This window comes from Saccharothrix sp. S26, assembly GCF_021390395.1.
GTDB lineage: Bacteria > Actinomycetota > Actinomycetes > Mycobacteriales > Pseudonocardiaceae > Actinosynnema.
The window spans coordinates 1-17,308 of record NZ_JAJUWT010000020.1 but is presented as its reverse complement, the minus strand read 5'-3'; the positions used below and the strand labels follow the sequence as shown (position 1 = coordinate 17,308).

The 17,308-nt window shown below is 69.8% G+C and carries 13 protein-coding genes; 5 read left to right on the top strand and 8 right to left on the bottom strand.

Annotated elements, in window-relative coordinates:
• Positions 1 to 36 precede the first annotated feature (36 nt).
• Positions 37 to 600: a hypothetical protein gene (locus LZG04_RS28825; RefSeq protein ID WP_233822676.1), complete on the top strand. Its 564-nt coding sequence runs from the start codon at positions 37 to 39 to the stop codon at positions 598 to 600.
• A 22-nt stretch (positions 601 to 622) separates the two neighbouring features.
• Here the strand turns inward: LZG04_RS28825 and LZG04_RS28820 are convergent, their stop codons facing one another.
• From LZG04_RS28820 to LZG04_RS28795, 6 genes are all read right to left on the bottom strand, one after another.
• Positions 623 to 1,213, bottom strand: coding sequence for an ATP/GTP-binding protein (locus tag LZG04_RS28820; RefSeq protein WP_374202906.1), 591 nt, complete (start codon positions 1,211 to 1,213; stop codon positions 623 to 625).
• Positions 1,197 to 1,568: a DUF742 domain-containing protein gene (locus tag LZG04_RS28815; protein ID WP_053718070.1), complete on the bottom strand. Its 372-nt coding sequence runs from the start codon at positions 1,566 to 1,568 to the stop codon at positions 1,197 to 1,199. Before LZG04_RS28815 ends, LZG04_RS28820 begins: the two co-directional genes overlap by 17 nt.
• The gene (locus LZG04_RS28810) at positions 1,568 to 2,005 is read right to left on the bottom strand and encodes a roadblock/LC7 domain-containing protein (RefSeq protein WP_053718071.1); all 438 of its coding nucleotides are present in this window, start codon (positions 2,003 to 2,005) and stop codon (positions 1,568 to 1,570) included. The genes LZG04_RS28815 and LZG04_RS28810 overlap by 1 nt, the downstream gene beginning before the upstream one ends.
• 41 nt (positions 2,006 to 2,046) lie before the next feature.
• A complete protein-coding gene (locus tag LZG04_RS28805) occupies positions 2,047 to 4,494 on the bottom strand; it encodes a nitrate- and nitrite sensing domain-containing protein (protein ID WP_233822674.1) in 2,448 nt (815 codons plus the stop codon).
• A gap of 213 nt (positions 4,495 to 4,707) precedes the next feature.
• The gene (locus tag LZG04_RS28800; protein ID WP_233822672.1) at positions 4,708 to 5,643 is read right to left on the bottom strand and encodes an SMP-30/gluconolactonase/LRE family protein; all 936 of its coding nucleotides are present in this window, start codon (positions 5,641 to 5,643) and stop codon (positions 4,708 to 4,710) included.
• 741 nt (positions 5,644 to 6,384) lie between these two features.
• Positions 6,385 to 9,516, bottom strand: a complete 3,132-nt coding sequence (locus LZG04_RS28795) for a tetratricopeptide repeat protein (protein ID WP_233822670.1) — start codon at positions 9,514 to 9,516, stop codon at positions 6,385 to 6,387.
• Positions 9,517 to 9,678: 162 nt separating this feature from the next.
• Between LZG04_RS28795 and LZG04_RS28790 the strand changes: the two genes are divergently transcribed.
• On the top strand, positions 9,679 to 10,773 hold the full coding sequence (locus LZG04_RS28790) for a hypothetical protein (RefSeq protein WP_233822668.1): 1,095 nt from the start codon (positions 9,679 to 9,681) through the stop codon (positions 10,771 to 10,773).
• Between the two features lie 117 nt (positions 10,774 to 10,890).
• Here LZG04_RS28790 and LZG04_RS28785 read toward each other — a convergent pair whose 3' ends face one another.
• The gene (locus LZG04_RS28785; RefSeq protein WP_233822666.1) at positions 10,891 to 12,963 is read right to left on the bottom strand and encodes a tetratricopeptide repeat protein; all 2,073 of its coding nucleotides are present in this window, start codon (positions 12,961 to 12,963) and stop codon (positions 10,891 to 10,893) included.
• Positions 12,964 to 13,234: 271 nt separating this feature from the next.
• Between LZG04_RS28785 and LZG04_RS28780 the strand changes: the two genes are divergently transcribed.
• Entirely contained in the window at positions 13,235 to 14,647 is a 1,413-nt protein-coding gene (locus tag LZG04_RS28780; RefSeq protein WP_233822664.1) for a DUF1996 domain-containing protein, read from the top strand.
• A 2-nt stretch (positions 14,648 to 14,649) separates the two neighbouring features.
• Complete coding sequence (locus LZG04_RS28775; protein WP_233822662.1) at positions 14,650 to 15,003, top strand: Imm1 family immunity protein; 354 nt, start codon at positions 14,650 to 14,652, stop codon at positions 15,001 to 15,003.
• Between the two features lie 62 nt (positions 15,004 to 15,065).
• Here LZG04_RS28775 and LZG04_RS28770 read toward each other — a convergent pair whose 3' ends face one another.
• Positions 15,066 to 16,544, bottom strand: a complete 1,479-nt coding sequence (locus LZG04_RS28770) for a PucR family transcriptional regulator (RefSeq protein WP_233822660.1) — start codon at positions 16,542 to 16,544, stop codon at positions 15,066 to 15,068.
• Between the two features lie 175 nt (positions 16,545 to 16,719).
• Here LZG04_RS28770 and LZG04_RS28765 point away from each other — a divergent pair.
• Positions 16,720 to 17,308 (top strand): xanthine dehydrogenase family protein subunit M (locus LZG04_RS28765; protein ID WP_233822658.1); only part of this gene is annotated, 589 nt, incomplete at its 3' end.

The following is a 17,308-nucleotide window of genomic DNA, read 5'->3' as shown; positions in this document are numbered from 1 at the left end:
CTCCCCCACCCCGACGGTGCCGTTACGGTGAGCGACGTGATGGGACACGTGCGTCGACTCCCGGTGACGCTGATCGTCTTGGCCGCGGTGGGTTGCGCCACCGCCGGACCGCCGGTGCCACCCGATGCCGGGTCGACCACCTCGGCGAGCGCCCCGCCCGCCCCGTCCGCCACCGAGACGGCCTGGGCGGCCGCGGTGTGCGGGATCGACCGGGCGCTGGTGGAGGCCTCCCGGGCGCCGGACCGGGTGGGGTCGGGGTGGCGCGAGGAGCCCGGCGCGCACCGGGCCGAGATCGTCGCGGTGCTGACCGACGTCGACACGACCCTCAAGTCCCTGCAACAGCAGGTGGCCGCGCTGACGCCCGCGCCGTTCGCCGGCGGGGACGCGGTCGTGCGGGCGTACCGCGACACCATCGACCCGTTGCAGGCCAGGATCGCCGGGTACGCGTCCGACGCCGCCGTCTTCCCGCCCGACGGGATCGCCGCGGTGTTCCGGCTCGCCGCGGGTGAACTCGTGTCCTTCACGGTCGGCGCGCCGGACCTCGATGACCCCGCGTACGCGCGGGCACGCCGGGTCGCCACCGGCTGCGGCGGCCGTTGAGCGGTCGCCGCGCCGGATCGCCTCACGCCATGGCGTCGAGCCGGTCCATCGTGTGCTGGATCAGGCTCACCAGCACCATCTTGGCGGACTCGCGGTCCCGCGCGTCGCACAGCACGAGCGGGATGGCGGCGTCCACGTCCAGCGCCCGGCGCACCTCTTCGACCTCGTAGCTGTGCGCGCCCTCGAAGCAGTTCACCGCGATGATGAACGGGATGCCGCGCCGCTCGAAGAAGTCGATCGACGGGAAGCTGCTGTCCAGCCGCCGCGTGTCGACCAGGATCACCGCGCCGATGGCGCCGTAGGCCAGCTCGTCCCACATGAACCAGAACCGGTTCTGGCCCGGGGTGCCGAACAGGTAAAGCACCACTTCCGGGTTGATGGTGATGCGGCCGAAGTCGAGCGCGACCGTGGTCGTCTCCTTCGACTCCAGGCCCAGCACGTCATCGACGCCGACACCGGCCTCGGTGAGCAGCTCCTCGGTGTGCAGCGGCGGTATCTCGCTGACCGAGTTGACCATCGTCGTCTTGCCGGTGCCGAAGCCACCGGCGATGACGATCTTCACTGGGGTGGGTACGAGCAGTTCCCCACCCGGCCGCTCAGATTCCACGGACACCGTCCAACACCGCCTGCAACAGGTTCCGGTCCGGCACTTGCGGGACTCGGGAGGGGTCTCGGATCACGACGTCACCGCGCTGGATGAGATCGCTCAACAACACCTTGACGACGACCAGCGGCACGTCGAGGTACGCGGCCACCTCGGCCACGGACAGCGGTCGCCGGCACAGCTCCATGATCTCCATGTGCTCGACCGACAACGCGTCCGGGTCCGACGGCGACGGCATCGCGCGCACCTGCGTCACCAGGTGCAGCTCCGGGCGCAGCGGTCGGGTCCGGCCGCGCACCATCGCGTACGGGCGGACCAGCGGGCCCGCCGCCTCGTCGTACCACCAGTCCTCGCGGCCGGCCATCAGGACGACCTTCGAGCGGCCGGCAGGCTCGCCGCGGCGGTGCCGCGCGGCGCGGAGGACAGGTACGTGCCCACGCGCTTGACGAGCATGTTCATCTCGTAGGCGATCATGCCCATGTCGGAGTCCTCTTCGCCCAGGACGGCCAGGCAGGCGCCGTGGCCGGCCGCGGTGACGAAGAGGTAGGCGTGCTCCATCTCGACGATGGTCTGCCGCACCGCGCCGCCGCCGAAGTGCCGCCCGGTGCCGCGGGCCAGGCTCTGGAACGCCGAGGCCATGGCGGACAGGTGGTCCGAGTCGTCCTTCGACAACCCGGGCGAGCGGCCCAGCAGCAGACCGTCGGCCGAGAGGACCACCGCGTGCCGAGCTCCGACCACCCGGCCGACCAGGTCCTCCAACAACCAGTTCAGTTCGTTGTGCTGGCTGGTCATGTCGTTCATCGGGTTGCCTTTCCGGTTTCCAGTCGTCCGGCCACAGCTGATCAGGGTTCGAGGTCGTCGCCGGGTGTCCGACGGGCGTCGCGTGTGCCCCGTTGGAACGCCGAGAGGCCCTTGCGGACCTTGTCGGCGGACTTCTCGGGGTCGACCTCGGGGAGCGGGTCGGGCGAAGGGTGGAAATCGTTGCGCACCAACTGCGGCGCCAGGTTCTGCTGACGGCGCCTGCGTGGCAGTTCGGGTCGGTCGGCGGCGGTGGCGGCCGAACCCGGCTCCTCGGCGGGCCACTCGGCCGTGGCCCGCTTCCGCTGCGGCAGCTCCAGCTCGCCGCTGCGCTGCGAGAGCTCGAGCTCGCCGCTGCGCTGCGACAGGTCCAGCCCGCCGCTCAGTCGTTCGACCTCTGGAAGGGGATGTTCGTTGGCCGCGGCCTCGGCCTGGGCCCAGAACCCCTCCAGGTCTCGGGAACTGTCGGGAAACCTGGCGTCTCGCACTGAGTCGTCGCCCTGCTCCGGGATGTCGTGGAAGGAACGACGGGGCAGCTGCCGGGTCTCGGCGGGCTCCGTCGCCGTGGTCGGGCCCGCGACGATCGCGGACGGGATGAGGACCAGCGCCAGCGTGCCGCCGTAGGGCGAGTCGCGCAGCTCGACGTGGATGCCGCGGCGGGCGGCCAGCCGGGCGACCACGAACAGGCCCAGGCGCGACTCGCCGCGCAGGCGCATCGCGTCGAACTCCGGCGGGTCGGCCAGCATCGCGTTGTGCTGCTCGCGGTCCTCGGGGTTGATGCCCAGGCCGTGGTCCTCGATCTCGACCACGACGCCCTGCGGCACCTCGCTGGCGTGCACCTGCACCTGGGAGCGCGGCGAGGAGAACGCCGTGGCGTTGTCCACGAGCTCGGCGATCAGGTGGATCGTGTCGGCGACGGCCGCGCCCACCAGCGCGGTGTCGGGCACGGGGTTCACCTTGACCCGGACGTACTGCTCGGTCTCCGCGACCGCGGCGCGCAGCACGTCGAGCAGGCGCACGGGCTTGCGCCACTGCCTGCCGGGCTGCTCGCCCGCGAGGATGATCAGGTTCTCGGCGTTGCGGCGGGCGCGGGTGGCGAGGTGGTCGAGCTGGAACAGCGCGTCGAGCTGATCGGGGTTCTCCTCCTCGCGCTCCAGCTTGTCCAGGATCTTGAGCTGGCGGTGCACCAGGCCCTGGTTGCGGTGCGCGATGTCGAGGAAGACCCGGTTCACGCCTTCGCGGGCCTGGCTCTCCTTGACGGCCGCGGCGACGGCGGTGTACTGGGCGGCGTTGAACGCGTCGGCCACCTGGCCGATCTCGTCGCTGCCGTAGTCCAGCGGCGGCACCTCGACCTCCACGTCGACGTGCTTGCCCTCGCGCAGCCGGTCGACGATGTCGGGCAGCCGCTCGTGGGCCAGGGTCAGCGAGTCCTTCTTCAACGCGGCCAGGCGCGTGATCAGGGCCCGGTTGACCAGGCGGTTCGACGTGCGGATGGCGATCAGGATGCCGATGATCACGGCGAGCAGGCCGATCAGGCTGCCGATCAGCACGGTGCGGAACTTGCTCTCGCCGCGCGCCATCGTGATGCTCACCGCGCCGGAGGCCTGCTCGCTGACCAGCGCGGTCAGCTCGTCGGAGATGGGGCCGCTGACGTTCTGCCACTCCTGCAGCGACCCGGCGGTGGCGGGCTTCTGGCCGTTCTGGATCAGCCTGCCCTCGAACTCGACCAGCCGCTTCCACTGGTCGCCCTCGACCATGAACTGGTAGTGCGCGCGCACCTCGGGGCGGGCGTAGGGGGCGATCGAGTCGTAGGAGGAGTGGTAGGCGCCGACCAGGTTGGCGAACTCGATGTGCTCCTCGGGCGTGAACTGCCCGGCGGCCAGGGCGCTGGAGGCCAGCGAGGTGGCGCGGGACATCCAGTCGGCGGCCTTGAAGTACTCGGTGGAGGTGATGGCGCCCTTGACGGACTCGTGGTCGGGCACCACGCGGGCCTGCACGCTGAACAGCGCGTCACCGGCGTCGAGGAGGCTGTTGTAGTAGGTGTAGATCTCGCTCTTGGACGCGCGGCCGGCGTCGAGGGCCGCGCGGCGCTGCGGCAGCTGGTCCAGCAGCACGTTCAAGGCGTTGATCTTGTCGACGATCTCCTGCGGCGCCTGGGAGGCCAGCTCGTCGAACGCCGTGCGCATCCCGTCGACCGCGCGGTCGGTCTCCGCCTGCTGGACCTCGAGGTCGCTGGTGCCGCGGTCGGGCTGGCTCAGCGCGGTCATGCTGAGCTCGCGCTCCTTCTGCAACGCGGCGAACGTCTGGACCGCGGGGATCGACGCGTCCTTCACGCCGACGGCCACGGCGCGGAGGTAGAAGCCGTCGAACAGGGTGTACGACGAGAACAGCGCCCACATGATGAGCAGGACGATGCTGGGGACGACGACGACACCGGTGAGGCGCGAACGGATCGTCTTGTAGTTCGTCTCCGTGGTGCTCTTCTGCTTCACAGCGCTCCGCAGCCTCGTCCGTGTGCCAGGTCAGGCGCAGCACTAGGACCGCTGACTCTTCTTCACCCGATCGGCGACGGAACGGTAACACTCGAAGATCATTATTACGAAGAGACAGCGATCACTTGCGCGACGCGACGATGAGGTTACCCAGTCGAGTGATGCCACGAACAGGGGGCCGATGTGAACTTCTCCGCACCGGCCCCCTGACTTTCACCGCTTCGGCACCGAAACGGCGTTGTACGTCGTCGTGGGCGTGGGCGGCGTGGTGAAGCGGGCGTTGGGCAGGTAGAGCCGCCCGGCGAAGGACGCCACCGTGGTCGGCACGTCGAACCGCGAGTCGGTGACCTTGGTCACCAGCCTCCCGCTCGACCCGTCCCTGGCCAGCGCGAACACCGCGACGGTGTTCAGCCGGTTCTGCACGACGTAGAGCGTGCGGCCCTCGACCAGCAGGCCGTCGCCGTTGGCCAGCACCTCTCCGCCGAGGTCGACGACGGCCGTCACACCGGTCCGCGGGTCGACCCGGTGCAGCTGCCCGGTGTTGCTCTGGACGATCAGCAGCGCCTTGCCGTCGGGCGTCTCGGCGATGCCGTTGGCGTTGAAGGCCCCCGGGGTCGCCACGAAGTCGCCGGTCAGCGGAATCGCGGTGTGCGACTCCGGCAACGCGCCGTGCCGACCCAACGCCACGCGATACAGCACCGCCTTGCGCGAGTCGGTGAAGTACGCGGCCTCATCGGTGATCACGACGTCGTTGACGAAAGTGTCCGAATCCGCGGCGAACCGATAAGACTTGAGGATCTCTCCGGTTCTCGCGTCGACCACCCTGGCGTCACCGCTCGCCCCACCGGCCACGAACAGCCGCTTGCGCGAGTCGACCTTCAACCCGACCGACGCCGTCCCGGGCCCCTGGCTGAACACCTCACCGCGCCCGGTGCGGAGGTCGACCCGCAACAGGTCCCCGTCGGCCAGCGACCCGAAGTAGGCGGTGGGCGTCGAGCCGATCGCGATGCCTTCGGGCTGGAACCCGTCGGGCAACGGGAAGTCGGCGGGGAACGGGTGTGCGGGCGCTGCGACGGCGGCGGACCCGGCGGTCACCAGGGAGGAAACCCCCAAGGCCACCGCGGCCAGCACACCGAGTGTGCGATGCATGACCACTCCTCTACGCTCGTGAGCACTTGCTCGTGAGACGTCCCGGAGTGTTCCGCAGCGCTCGGGCCACGAACAGGATCCACAGCGAACCGACAGGCGAGGGCTCGGGCCGACCGCACAGCCGAGCCCGAGCCCTGTCACGTGTCTGTCAGGCGACCTCCACCACCGAGATGCTGTCGACCGTGTCGATAGACCAGTAGTCAGTCCAAACCGGGACGGCGAGCATCCCCATAAGAGTGACGGACGCGCCGAAACGCTTCAGACAGTCAACCAACGTTCGTTTCCTGTTCTTGAGGCTTGCCTGGGTTGCCCCTCCGGCCCCGACTTCGGAGGTGGAGTGATCGTGGCAGAGCCTCCTGGAGGACCGACGGCGGGGTGGAATGACGCAGGTTAGACCGAACGAGCGGAATATTGTGGGTCGCACACACGATCGAGCGATGCCTGTACCAGTGGTACCTCATCCATGATCGGCAACAGCCGATCGAGGTGGCCGCACGACCACTCGATCACCGCAAGACTAGACCATATGGATGGTTACTTGCCGTGACGGGACCATCGGGGTACGCCCGATGTCGCAGAGTAAGGGTGACCTCTGAGCCTCATGTGCCTACACAGAGAAAACGCAGAAATGCGGTTCCACGAATTAACAAGCCGGACGTCCGTCTTGGTACCGCTTGCGGGTGGCCAAGTTGAATCGTCGACCTGTGGCGACCTGTGGTTCGGCGCTTAGAGAGGGCCCGCTCACTTCCGAGGGGTTTGACGTCCGAATTCGGACGGTTCGTCCGACCAGCGGGCGCTCCGGGCGGTCGGCACGGTGCGTTCACCGCCGAAAGGGTCGAGCTTCGCCGCCACCTCAGCGGCCCGGGGATCGCCGGCGTCGGTGAAGATCTTCCACGCCTGCTCCCAGCCCTCTATTGCCGCCGCGTGGGCCTTGGCCATCCACCTCAACTCGCCCAGCAGCACCAGAGCACCCGCCTTGCGCTTGGAGTCGCCGACCCGGTCGTAGAGCTGGACGGCACGACGCGCGCAGTGGGTGGCGCTGACCGTGTCACCGCGATCCCGGTGGATCCTCGCCCAGACCTGGCACGCACTCGCGGCCAGGGCCTGAGCCCTGGTGCGCATGTGCAACCGGACCGCCTTGGTGATGTAGTCCTCAGCGGTGCGCAACTCGCCTTGACGCCGATGCAGCTCGGCCAGCTCGCCGAGGGTGTCCGCCTGGCCGGTCAAGATGCCGAGCTCTTCGCGCAATTCCAAGGCACGGTGGAACAACTTCGCCGCATCCACGCGGTTGTTCTGCGACATCGCAAGCACACCCAAGCGGTGCAAGGTTCCCGCCGCCACCCCGCGGTCGTTCACCTCGTGGGCAAGGCGCAACGCCTCCTGGTAGCGGCTCACGCCGTCCTCGATCCTGCCCTCGGCGATGTCGACCCGAGCCAACAGGTGCAGCGAGGTCGCCGTGCCGCGTTTGCTGCCCATCCACTGGGCCATCGCGTGCGCTTGGTGGAAGTGCTTGCGCGCTTCGAAGAACGCCGACTGCTCGAAGTACACCAAGCCGAGATCGTTGTAGGCCGCGGCCTCGGCGTCCGCGTCACCTTCCAGTTGTGCCGACCCGACCGCGAGCGTCAGCACATCGCGGGACTCCCCGTAGTAGCCGCACCTTCGGAACATGTCCGTGACGACATGGGCCAGCTGGCACACTCGGGAATGCATGCCGCGGCGGGCAGCGAGGTCGATCACCGCGCAGAGATTCGCCCGCTCCTCGATGAACCAGTCCTGCGCCGCACGATCATGGGCGAAGTCCAGTGGCAGCACGTCTGCCACTGGCTCGTGCACCTCCTTCCCCGCGCGGTACGAGAACGCCACCGAGTCGGCCGCTTTCGCGGTGTGCAGGAAGAAGTCGACGAGCCGGTGCTCGGCGAGCCCGCGTTCCCGTTCCGTCTCGTCCACTCGCGCGCACTCCTCGGCGTACTCGCGGAGCAGGTCGTGGAAGCGGTAGCGGTGCAGCGGGCCGGGCTGTTCGAGCAGGTGGGCCGAGGACAGCAGTTCGAGGCAGTCCAACGCGGCCGACCGCGTCGTGCCGAGCATGGCGGTGACGGCGTCGATGCTCAAGTCCGGCCCCGGGTGCAGGCCGAGCAGCCGGAACGCCCGACGGTCCATGCCGGTCAACGCGCGGTACGACCACGAGAACACCGTCTTCAGGCTCATGTCGCCGTCGACGCCGTGGTTGCCGAGGTTCAACAGCCGGCGCTCGTCCCTCAGCTGGGCGACGAACTCGGCGAGCGCCGCGCCAGGGCTCGCCGCGATCCGGTGAGCCACGATCTCCATCGCCAAGGGCAGGGCTCCGCACAGCGCGCCCAGGTCTTTCACCGCCCACCGATCACGCAGGGCGCGGTCACCGATCCGGGTTTCGAGCATCCGGGTGGCTTCCGAGGGGCCCAGCGGCGCCACCGGGAAGGCGCGGGGCCCCAAGCCGGGCAAGCGGTTGCGACTGGTGACCAGGACGGTGCAGTCGCGCAGGATCGGGAGCAACGGCGATACCTGTGGCAATCCGCGCACGTTGTCCAGTACGACCAGCACCCGACGGTCCTGCAACGCGGACTCCAACTGCCGCGCCCGCCGGTCGGCGGTGGTCAAGTGGTCCACGTCGACACCCAGTGCTTCGAGGAAGCGGTCGACAACCACACTGGCGTCCAACGCCATGTCAGCCGCGAACCCCTTCAAGTCGCAGTGCAACGCCCCACCGGGGAACATGTCCACAACCCGGTGTGCCCAGTGCAACGCGAGGGCGGTCTTGCCGACGCCCGCGGTGCCGTGCAGCAGGACGACTCCAGGGCGAGGTTCACCCTTGGCGCACCCCGTCACCGCGTCGATCTTGGCGAGCAGGGCGTCCCGTCCGACGAAGTCCTCGACGTCGTGGGGCAGCCGCCGCGGTGCGGTCGGGGTTCGGGCAGGTCCGCGCGGCTGCACTCGGGCAAGCCCGGCCAAGCCCTCGTAGAACTTCTTGAGCGTCGCCGCGGCTGCGTCCTCGAACTCGTCCTGGAGCCGACGCCTCATGGCGTAGTAGTAGGCGTCCATCTCACTGCGCAAGTGCAAGCCGTGCATCGCCTGCAGCCGGTGCATGACCAGCGGCAGGTACGCGGAGTCGGCGGGCCGCAGTCCGTCGATGTGCGCGATCACGCCCCGGAAGTCGTTGTCCGCCAACAGGCTGGAGCACAATGCGCTCTGCATGGGCAGCCAGACGTTCTCGTGCGCCTGACGACGCCACGCCAGCGCCGGCTCGCCCGGCAGATCGGCGAGCGGGATGTCGTCGGCCCAGTACTCCATCGCCCGGCGGACCGCCTTCAACGCGTCCCGTGGTTCACGGGCCTCCCGCGACCGGTCGAGCAGTTGGGCCGACAAGAAGTAGTCGACGTTCGCCCGAAGGGCGGTCACCCGGTAGCCGCCTTTTCGATTCTCCAATTCCACGCCGGCGTTCATCAAATGCAACGCCTGCCGGATCCGGCCAGCGTAGTTGTAGAACGTCTGAGCCAGGTTCCGGGGCAGTTTGTCGTCCTCCGGCCACATCCATTCCACGAGTTCGGAGGTGGTGAACCAACTCCCCGGGTCGGTCAGCAGCACCCCTAGCATCCCTCGGGTCTTCGGTGCCGCCCAGCTCCTGTCCAACCGGGAGCCGATGCGCATGCGCGTTTCGCCCAAGATCGAGAACAAGCAGGTCACAGCGCCACCCCTCGCTGACGTCCAGTCGAAGTCTGGTGCACCTCGCGACCAACAGGCAATTACCGTTGCGGAATCGCTATTCGAGTCCCGACAGACGTTTGACAGATACCTGACAGACCGGCCCGCAAGGTTGCGGAACCGCACGTGCAACAGCACCCCTGAACAGCGGATCGAGGGTTTTGGAAGATCACCGTGAGGTGTCCTGACAGGGCGATCGTCGATTCTCGTGCCAACTGATCGAACGACCCTGATCGGAGGTGTCACGTGACCGGAGATCTGTGGACGAATGGGCCGATCGGCTTAGGCGCGGTGAGCCGGGTGACGAGGGTGGGGTGCAAGTCGGTGCTCGTCGTGGTGCCGCACGTGGTCGCCGGCACCAGGTTGGTGGACCTGCTGCCGTTGCTGGAAGCCGATCACCGGGTGCAGGTGCTGTTCACCACCGAAGGGGCGGTGCACGGGACGGCCGAGTTCGTGCGCGGGCTCGACGGCCACGTCGTGCCGTGGAGCCAGGCGATCAGGCACCGGTTCGACCTGGTGCTCGCGGCGAGCTTCCGCGGGATCGACCAACTGCACGGCGAAGTGATGGCCCTACCGCACGGTGCCGGTGCGTTGAAGTCGCGGTCACGGCCACGCCGGCACGCTGCGCTCCCGGCGCACGGGCTGGCGCGCGAGCAGCTGATCCGCGACGGCCGCGTCGTGGCGGCGGCGATCGTGCTGTCGAACCACGACGAGCTCGCCGCGTTGCGGGCATCGTGCCCCGAAGCCGAACCGGCCGCGGTGGTGGCAGGCGACATCTGCCTGGACCGGATGCGCGCCAGCACGCCGTACCGCGAGCACTACCGCCGGGCGTTGGGCGTCCGGCCGGACCAGCAGTTGATCACGGTCTGCTCGACCTGGACGCCGCATTCGACGTTCGGCGCGCACATCGAGCTGTACCGGACGCTTCTAACCACCGGCCAGCCGGTGGCGGCCGTGTTGCACCCGAACACCTGGAGCGTGCACGGCTTCCGCCAGGTTCGTGCGTGGCTGCCGCGCGGGTTGCTCGTCATCCCGCCCGAAGAAGGCTGGCGCGCCGCAGTGGTGGCCGCAGACGTGGTGGTGGGGGATCACGGGTCGTGCACGCAGTACGCGGCGGCGATCGGCAAGCGGGTGACGGTCGTGCCGTTGCCCGACGGGGTGCTGCGTGAGGGAGGCTTGGCCGACCTCGTGTACCGACGAGCGCCGATGATCGATCCGCGCCGGCCCGTGCTCGATGAAGCCGTGGTGGTGCCCGGGATGACCGAGGCGATCACCTCGTACCCCGATCGGGCCGGCGTGATCCTGCGTCGCACGATGTACCGCCTCATGGGCCTTCCCGAACCTGCGCGCACAGTGCCCGTGTCCCCGGTGGAGGTGCCCCGTGTCGTGGGGTGAATGGAGGGTGGAGACGGTCGGCGTGTGGCGTGTGGTGGGCGGCCCGTGGGACGGGTTCGTGGTGGCGGAGGACGGCGTGGCCACCGGGCGCTGGGTGGCGGTCGCCGACGTGGTCGTCTACTCCGGGAGACGTGACCGGACGCGTTCGGGCACCGGTTCCCCTGCCTGGGTGTACGCCGCCTCCGCGGCCTTGAGGTGGTCGTGCTCCTGCTGCTGGTCACCCCGGCGCGCGGCCACGTCGGCCAGCAACAGCAGCACGTCGGCGACGTAGTCGGGTGACTTGGTCTCCGCCATCACCGGTAGCGCGGAGTCCAGGAGGGCGGCCGCGGCGTCCACCTGGTCCAGGGCCAGGGCCGGTACCGCTGCGACGGTGCGGATGCGGGCCAGTTCCAGCACCTGACCCAGCTCCGCCATGATCGTCGCGGCGGTGGCGAACGCGGCCACGGCCTCCTCATGCCGTCCCAAGTCGGTCAGCGCCTCGCCGATCCGACGGTGGGCGAGCGCTTCGCCACGTCGCCTGCCCAGTGCCGACTCGACCTCCAGCGACCGCCTGAAGTACGCCAGCGCGTTCTCCGTCTCGCCCTGCTGCCGGCACAGTCGACCGAGCTGGCGCAGCGCCGTGGCGACCGAGGCGAAATCACCGGCCTGGTGCGCGAGCTCCAGGGCCCGTGACGCCGCGCGGGACGCGTCCGTCTGCCGCCCCACATTCAGGTAACCGATCGCCAGCTGCATGAGCAACCGGGATTCGGCGACGGAGTGCCGGTCGAGGCGGGCTGCCTCCGCCCCGGTCTCGAAGGCTGAGATCCAGTCCGCGAAATGGTGCCGGTGGAGGAAGAAGCCGAACAGGGTTTCCGTCACCTGCCAGGCGAGCGCGTGCCACTCCCGGTCGGCCGCCTCGCGGATGGCCATGACCAGATTCGCGCGTTCTGCCTCGAGCCAGTCCAACGCGGTGGCGATGTGGTCGAACATCGTTTCCGCCGACTCGTAGCGCGGTCCGACGCGAGGCCGGTCCGGCACCACGGCCAGATCTGCGGCCACCGCGCGATCCAGGTACCACTCGACGATGCGGCGCACGGCGGCGTCGCCTTCGGTCCCCGAGTCCCACTCCGCGTGCCGGCGGGCGTGCAGCCGCAACAGGTCGTGGTAGCGGTAGCGCTCGTCCGCCACTTCGCTGAGGAGGTTCTTCTCCACCAGGTCCGACAGGACCGGTTCGACCTCCTCCGGCGGCTCCCCCACCGCGGCAGCCGCCGCCTCCACGCCGAACGACGCCCCGGGGTGCAGGGCACAGAGACGGTACGCCCGCGCGTGCCTTGGCTGCAGTTCGAGGTAGGAGACGTCGAACACCGCCTCGACCGAAACCCCGTCGGCCAAGGTCAGCGTGCCGAAGCGTTCCGCGCGCAGGGAGCCGACCTCCTTCGACAGCGAACGCCGCGGATGAGTGGACAATCGGGCACCGACCACCGACAACGCGATGGGCAGGCCCGCGCACAGGTGAGCCAGCTCCCGCGCCGCTTCGGGCTCGGTGGCGACGCGCGTGCCGACGGCCCGTTCCAGCAACTCCAACGACGAGTCCTCGTCGAACGACTCGACCTCCACGAACCGGGCACCGTCGACCGCGAGGCCACTGAGCCGCCACCGGCTGGTCACCACCACGGCGCTGTGGGGTGACGTCGGCACGAGCGGTCGCACCTGCGCCGCGGAGACCGCGTTGTCCAGCAGCACGGAGATCGCCCGGTCCGCGGTCAAGGACCGGAACGAGGCCTGTCTTCGCGGTAGGCCCCACGGTATGTCGACGGCCGGCACACCCAATGCCAGGAGGAACGACTCGAGCACTTCGTCCGGCGTCACGGGCTCGTCGCCGGTGCGCGCGGCGAGGTCGACGTACAGCTGCCCGTCCGGGAACTTCGACCGGGCCTCGTGCAACCAGCGCACAGCCAACGAGGTCTTGCCCACCCCCGCAGGTCCGCTTACCACGACGACCAACGGGTGTCCTTCGTTCTCCGGGAGCCAGCCGTCCAGCGCCGCCAGTTCCCGTGCCCGACTGGTGAACAATCGCGGCGGGGGTGGCAGTTGGCGCGGGATCACCGCCTCTCGTCGCTGGTGGTGCAAGTGCACCTCCCCGACGCTGCCCGCCTGAACCACCGACCCGTAGACCGTGCCGGACACCACGTTGTCCCTGCCCTGCGTCAACGTTCGCCCCTCCCCCGTGTACGCAACGTGGTTCGAGTGTCACAGAAACAGCACCAACGACGCCGTAGCGAACAGGGTGAAGTCGTAGGCATCGGGACTTGTGGCCAAACCGTTGGCCTACGAGACACGAAGTTAGGGGTGGCCTGAGATAACGAACGGGTAACGGTCAGGTCGCGGGCTGGATGCGGTACGTATGCCACTGTGTCCACCGCCCACCGGCGGTCGGGGTTGGACGCACACATGCGCGTACCTACGACGAGGTGACACATCCATGAGGCGTAATCAGGGGCGGCACCGCTTTTCCCGGCGCACGAAGCTCACCGCCGGCGTGACCGGGTTGGCGCTGACGATCGGCCTGGCCGTGGCGATCAGCACCACCGGTGACCAGGGCACCGCCCAGGCCGACGGGGCAGACCTCTCCCTGTTCGTCGACATCACCAAGCAGCAGCGCAACGTGCGGGCGCCCCAGCCGCAGCGGGGAGCGAGCACGGGCACGTTCACCGTGGACTGCGGCCGCAACGAGAACGGCCACTTCAACCCGGACAACTTCATCGCGCAGCCGGGGGTCCGCAACGGCGCCGAGCACCTGCACGACTACGTGGGCAACGTGTCGACCGACGCCGACTCCACCGACGAGAGCCTCCTGGAGGCCGACACCACCTGCAAGAACGGCGACAAGTCGGCCTACTTCTGGCCGGTGGTCCGCATCGACCGCGACGACGAGGCCGAAGAGCCGGGCCGGCCGGCGGACGCCGAGGTGGAGTGCCCGGACGTGCGGCGCAAGCTGCGCAACGTGCCGCGCCAGGCCAAGGCCGAGGTGGACCGCAACCTCCAGGCGTTGAAGGACCAGATCGCGGAGGCGAACGCCAAGTTGAAGGCCGCGGCCGACGTCGACGACCCGAACTTCGTCAACAACGCCGTGCTGCGCCCGCTGCGGGACAAGCGGACGGCGACGATCGAGCGCATCGCCATCGCCGTCGACCGGGTCGCCGAACGCCCGCGCGGGCTCAAGAGGCTCGCCCCGTGCACGGTCAAGGACGGTGACGCGAACGACGCCAAGGTCACCGAGGCGGCCCGGGAGGCCGAGGCCGACGCGCCGGAGAAGGGTGACGGCAAGAGCGCCGGCGACGAGAACGAGCTGCCCGGCAACGAGGGTGAGATCCAGCGCCCCGAGGTCGTGGACATCACCTTCCGCGGCAGCCCCGTCGGCAAGGTCGAGGCGATGCCGCGGTTCCTCCGCGTCCTCTACGGCGACGCCAAGGTCTCCACGAACGGCCCGAAGAACGCCCGCAAGTCGTGGACCTGCACCGGGTTCGAGGACAAGGTGTTGATCGACAAGTACCCGATCTGCCCGCAGGGCAGCAAGGTCAAGCGCATCCACGACTTCGCCAGCTGCTGGGACGGCAAGAACACCGACAGCGCCAACCACCGCGACCACATCGTCTACCCCAACGAGAACGGCAAGTGCCCGCGCGGCTTCAAGGCCGTGCCGCAGCTGCGGATCAGCCTGACCTACGACATCCCCCGTGACGTGCAGGTCGCCGGGCAGTACGCGGTCGACGCCTTCCCGCAGGAGGAGCACAACCCGTTCTCCGACCACGACGACTTCGCCAACGTCATGTCCGAGGAGATCATGAACCGCCTGGTGCAGTGCGTGAACTCGGGCCGCCGGTGCAAGGAGTGACGATGATCCAGGCCAACTTCGCGTCCGGTGTGGACGAACTGCGCGCCACCGGGGACGTGCGCCGGCTGCTCGACCGCCTCGCGGTCGCGCGGGACGCCACGCTCGTGCACACCGACTGCCCCGACCACCGCGTGTGGGTCGGCGTGCGCGGCGACCGCGGGGCGATGCTGTTCACCGACGTGATCACCGGCTCGTGGGTCAGCCTCGGCGAGGGGCCGCGCCAACGTCCCCGGTACGCCGGGGTCAGCTTCCCCACCCACTGCGAGATCCCGGTCGCCGACCTCGCCGTCGCGATCGAGGAGTTCCTGGCCACCGGGCAGCGTCCGACGCTCGTCCCTTGGCAGCAGGTGAGGTGAGGAAGACGCCATCCCCGGCCCGCGCGGCGGCGGGTCGGGGATGGCCCTCTCCGGCGGCGCGGTCAGCCGGCTTGCAGCGCCAGGTACAGGTCCACCCGTTCGGCGAAGTCCGACAGGTCGACGCCCAGCAGGTCCTCCACCCGACCCACGCGGTACCGCAGCGTGTTGACGTGGACGTGCAGGCGCGCCGCCGCCGTGGTCCACGAGCCCGAGCAGTCCAGGAACACCCGCAGCGTGCCGACCAGGTCGGAGCCGTGCTCGGCGTCGTAGTCGAGCACCGGCCCCAGCAGCCGTCGGCGCAGGGAGCGGCGCAGCTCCTCCGGCACGCCGGCCAGCAGCAGCTGGTGCAGGGCGATCTCCTCCCCCGCCACGACGCACGTGCGGCCGGTCCGGCGTTCACCGAGCCGCCGGGCGTGTGACGCCTCCTCCGCCGCGCCGCGCAGCCCCGTGTACCCGACCGGTGAGGAGATGCCGACCAGCACCCTGGCCGAGCGCAGCCCCGGTTCCAATGTCCGCAACGCCGACCGCACGCCTTCGGTCCACGACCCCGACGGCGCCAGCGCGTACACCTCCGCGTCCACGGAGGTCACCAGGAACGTCGACGTGACCGACGACAGCACCTCCTCCACCAGCGCGACGGCCTGCTCGGCCTGCCCTTCCGACACCGACGCCGCCAGCACCCGCAGCGGCGCGTCCGGATCCCACCCGACCGCCGCGATCCGCGCGGCGACGTCACCGCCGGCGAACACCTGGCGCAGCAACGGCCCGGCCGCCCGGTTCTCGATCTCCCGCCCCTGCACGACCCGTGCCCGCTCCACGCCGACCAGGCTCGCCAGCTCGGCGGCCACCTCGTCGTGCGTGCGGTCGCCGGACACCACGAGGATCCACGAGGTCAGCCGCGAGCCGCCGCGAGCCGACACCGGCAGCAACGTCGTGCCGCGCACGACCTTGGGCAGCCGGTCGGCCAGCAGGAACTCCCGCACGAACGCCGCCGCGTCCGGCAGCTCCGGCCCGGCGACGACGCGACCCGTGCACGACAGCACCCGGCACGGGGCGTCCAGCTCCGCCGCGCCGGCCGCCACCAGCTCGGCCAGCCCGCCGCCGTCGGCGACCACGGTCAGCAGCCGCCGGTGCCTGCCCAGCTGCACGCCCGCGTCGCCCACCCGTTCGGCGGCCAGCTCCAGCACCACCCGTTCGGTGATGGCCGCGAACGACAGGTCGACCGGCACCTCCAGCAGCGGCACGCCGCGACGTTCACAAGCCCGCACCAGCGCCTCGGGCAATTCCCCTTCCTCCGGCGGGCTGGCCGCCAGCGCCGCGACGCCCGCCCCCGCCAAGGAAGTGACAAACTTTTCACAATCGGCGGCGGTCCGGTGCCACAACAACCCGGAAAGCACCAGCTCACCCCCGGACAGGTAGCGGGCCGGATCGGGCAGTTCGGTGCCGTAGAGCCTGGTCAGGGGCCTGTCCAGCGATTCGGCACCGACGACGAGGCGAAGTCGGAGTTCCGGCATCCCGAGCAGGCTCCGAACCAGCAACACGGGCGCCTCCTCGACGTCATCTCGTCGGTTTACCTTCGTCCGATCGTGTTTGTAGGAAAGCACAAAACGCCTCCCCGTAGGAGCCTGGGATTCATGCGTCAGCGCCGTAGCCGATCACCGTCCCCGGTCTGTGTACTGGCTCACACACCGCGCACCCCACCCACCGAGGTAGCCGATGGATTTCCTCCGCCCTGACACCCTCGCCGAGGCGCTGGCGCTGAAGGCCCAGCGCCCGGACGCCGTGCCCATCGCGGGCGGCACGGACGTGATGGTGGAGCTGAACTTCGACCACCGCCGCCCGGCCGCCCTGCTCGACCTGACCCGGATCGCCGAGCTGCGCGCCTGGGACCCCGACGGTGACGCGGTGCGCATCGGCTCCGGTGTCCCGTACACCCGCATCATCGACGAGCTGGGCGAGCGCCTGCCCGGCCTGGCGATGGCGTCCCGCACGGTCGGCTCGCCGCGGATCCGCAACCGCGGCACGGTCGGCGGCAACCTGGGCGCGGCGTCACCGGCCGGCGACACCCACCCCGTGCTGCTCGCCGCGGACGCCACCGTGGAGGTCGCCTCGACCAGGGGCACCCGGCTCGTCCCGGCCACCGGGTTCTACCTGGGCGTGAAGCGCAACGCGCTGGAGCCGGACGAGCTGATCACCGCGGTCCGCGTGCCGGTCACGCGCGCCCCGCAGCAGTTCGCCAAGGTCGGCACCCGCAACGCGATGGTGATCGCGGTGTGCTCGTTCGCCGTCGCCCTGCACCCCGCGC